4 protein-coding genes are annotated in these 2,047 nt (G+C 67.2%); 1 reads left to right on the top strand and 3 read right to left on the bottom strand.

Annotation, left to right across the window (positions count from 1 at the left end):
• The first annotated feature begins 191 nt into the window (after positions 1–191).
• On the top strand, positions 192–623 hold the full coding sequence (locus tag QPR87_RS23445; RefSeq protein WP_285051557.1) for a MarR family winged helix-turn-helix transcriptional regulator: 432 nt from the start codon (positions 192–194) through the stop codon (positions 621–623).
• On the opposite strand, the gene QPR87_RS23440 is transcribed toward QPR87_RS23445, so the two are convergent.
• From QPR87_RS23440 to QPR87_RS23430, 3 genes are all read right to left on the bottom strand, one after another.
• The gene (locus QPR87_RS23440) at positions 620–1,111 is read right to left on the bottom strand and encodes a MarR family winged helix-turn-helix transcriptional regulator (protein WP_011749791.1); all 492 of its coding nucleotides are present in this window, start codon (positions 1,109–1,111) and stop codon (positions 620–622) included. The two genes, QPR87_RS23445 and QPR87_RS23440, sit on opposite strands and share 4 nt — an antisense overlap.
• Before the next feature lie 208 nt (positions 1,112–1,319).
• Positions 1,320–1,769: a nuclear transport factor 2 family protein gene (locus QPR87_RS23435; RefSeq protein ID WP_285051555.1), complete on the bottom strand. Its 450-nt coding sequence runs from the start codon at positions 1,767–1,769 to the stop codon at positions 1,320–1,322.
• Positions 1,766–2,047 (bottom strand): FAD-binding protein (locus QPR87_RS23430; protein ID WP_285051554.1); only part of this gene is annotated, 282 nt, incomplete at its 5' end. The genes QPR87_RS23435 and QPR87_RS23430, both read right to left, overlap by 4 nt.

The raw sequence follows: 2,047 nt of genomic DNA, 5'->3' as shown, positions 1-2,047 counted from the left end.
TGGCGACGGCGGCGCGGGTCATGCCGGGGGGCAGGTCGTGCTGGGTCATGGGGCTCCTCCCTGCGGTGTCATTGCAGTTGCAACGATTGTGTCATTGCGATGGCAACGATGTCAATGCGGATCTGCAGCCGGGCCGATCTTTATTGCAGGCGCAACGGCTTTCTGCTGTTCTGCCGGCCAAGGAGAAGCGCATGTCATTCGATCTGGACCGGTTCCTGCCCTATCGCCTGTCGGTGGCGGCCGCGCGGCTGAGCCGCCGCTTTGCCGCGCTTTACGAGGCCGAAGCGGGGCTGAGCACGCCCGAATGGCGGGTTCTGGCGCATCTGGCCCATTCCGGCGCGGTGAGCGTGCGCGACATCACGGCGCGGGTGCATCTGGACAAGTCGATGGTCAGCCGCGCCGCCTCGCGGCTGCAAGAGGCGGGGCTGGTGCGGAAATCGGGCAACGCGGCCGACCGCCGGCTGGTCGCGCTGGAGCTGACGCCTGCTGGCCGGGCGCTAATGGCGCGGCTCGGCCGCATCGCCGAGGCGTTCCAGGCGGATCTGCTGGCCGAGCTGGGACCGGAGGCCGAGGCCCTCGACCGCGCCCTCGCCAAAATCGACCAAAGGAAAGACCGCGACTAAACAGGGCGAACAGCCGGGCCAGGGCGGGGGAACGACGCGCCATGCCCGGTTTCGGGCCTGGTCGCGGTGGCGATGGCCTGGTCCAGCGCGGCGATCCCCCGCTCCAGCGCGGCACGGTCGCATGCCGGCATCGCCTGCAATATCTCGTTCGCGCGGGCCTCGACCTCGCCGAAGGCGCGGCGGAACAGGTCGCGCCCCGCCTCGGTGATGGCATAGTTCCGCAGGCGCCGGTCCGAGCCCAGGATGGCGCGGGTGATCAGCCCCTTGTCCTCCAGCCGCGAGGCGGCGCGGCTGACCTGCACCTTGTCCAGCGAGGTGCGCTGGGACAGCCGCAGCGAATCCAGCGACCCGGCATCCTCCAGCAGGAACAGCAGCCGCCATTCCTCGCGCGTGAAACCATGCTCGCGGCCATAGACCGCGACAAGCTGGCGCGAAAAGGCCTCGGCCACCACGGCCAGTTGATAGGGAAAGAAGGTCTCGATACGCATCACATAGCCCGCAAACCTGTTTCAATTGAAAGTGTTCGTCGATTTTCCGCCAGTTTCAATCTTCCGATGTCGAGACAGACCGAACAGGGCCAACCATAGGTGCATATTTGTTGCAACAACAACGTCACGCCGGCACGGATCTTCGCGGCGCGACCAAGGCGACATCCTCGGCTTGCCTGCCGGCATCGGGCCTGGCCGCCTTGAGGCATCAGCGCGGCAGGAACTCGGCCGAAAGCATGGCGATGCGCCAGCCTTCGGGCGTGCGGGCAAAGGTCATGTCATAGCTGCCGACCATCGCCACGCGGCCGGGACCGTCGCGGAAATCGGTGATGATCATGCGGCATTTCCCCTGGACGCCGCCCCCGCCGGCCCGCCACAGCAGGATGTCGGTCATCTGGTGCCGGCACAGCCCGCGAAAATTCCGCACCGAATATTCGGCCAGTTCCGCCAGTTCGGCCCGACCCCGCCTTTCGCCGGCGGCAATGCCCGAGCCGCCAAGCACAGCCGGCGCGGCATTGCGGCGAATCCAGCGGCCGTCCGGGGTGAAAAGCCCCGCCCATGCCGCCGCCTCGCCCGCGTCCAGCAGATGCACATACCGGCCGAGCAGAAAGCGGATCTCGCGCTCGGCTTCCGGGTCGATCATCAGCGCGAACGTCATGCGGCCGCCGATTGCCCGATGACATATCCGAAGGTCAGCGCCGGACCCAGCGTGATGCCCGGCCCGGGATAGGCGCCGGACATCACCGAATTGATGTCGTTGCCGCAGGCATAGAGGCCGGGTATCGCCCTGCCCCGGCTGTCCCTGACCTCGCTGTCAATCGGCACGCAACTTTGACCCCCTTTCGGCGCCCAATAATGACCCCGCTTGGTCAGCACGGGTAGCTGGCCCGATGCGGTGTAGCCTCCATACAGCGCAACCGGATCGGGCCAGCGGCG

Origin of the sequence: Paracoccus sp. SSJ (genome assembly GCF_030234105.1) — a bacterium.
GTDB classification, from domain to species: Bacteria; Pseudomonadota; Alphaproteobacteria; order Rhodobacterales; family Rhodobacteraceae; genus Paracoccus; species Paracoccus denitrificans.
This window is presented reverse-complemented; position numbering and strand designations above follow the sequence as displayed.